The 536-nt window shown below is 70.1% G+C and carries 1 protein-coding gene; it reads right to left on the reverse strand.

Annotated features, from left to right (window positions below; translation table 11 throughout):
- The coding region (deoC, locus tag amrb99_RS49665; protein WP_190869061.1) for a deoxyribose-phosphate aldolase at positions 1 to 536 on the reverse strand (536 nt) is incomplete at both ends.

Below are 536 nucleotides of genomic sequence, written 5' to 3' on the forward strand. Positions count from 1 at the left end.
GGCCTCCAGCATCACCAGCGTCACCGGCAACGTCGCCGCCGGAGACACCTTCCCGGTCGAGGTCTTGATGAAGTCCGCGCCCGCCCGCATCGCCAACCACGAGGCACGCCGCACGTTGTCGTAGGTGACCAGTTCGCCGGTCTCCAGGATCACCTTCAGGTGCGCCTCGCCGCACGCCTGCTTGACCGCGGTGATCTCCTCGAACACCTTCAGGTAGTCGCCGGACAGGAACGCGCCACGGTCGATGACCATGTCGATCTCACTCGCCCCGGCCTGCACGGCCGCGCGGGTGTCGGCGAGCTTGGCCTCCAGCGGCGCCCGCCCGGACGGGAACGCCGTCGCCACGCTGGCGACGCCGACCCCGGTGCCACGCAGCGCCCCCACCGCCACGTCCACCATGTCCGGATACACGCACACCGCCGCGACCTTCGGCACCGTCGCATCCGCCGGATCAGGCCGGACGGCCTTGGCGCACAACGCCCGCACCTTCCCCGGCGTGTCCGCACCCTCCAACGTGGTCAAATCCACCATCGAGA

Source organism: Actinomadura sp. RB99, from assembly GCF_014706005.1.
Lineage (GTDB): Bacteria > Actinomycetota > Actinomycetes > Streptosporangiales > Streptosporangiaceae > Spirillospora.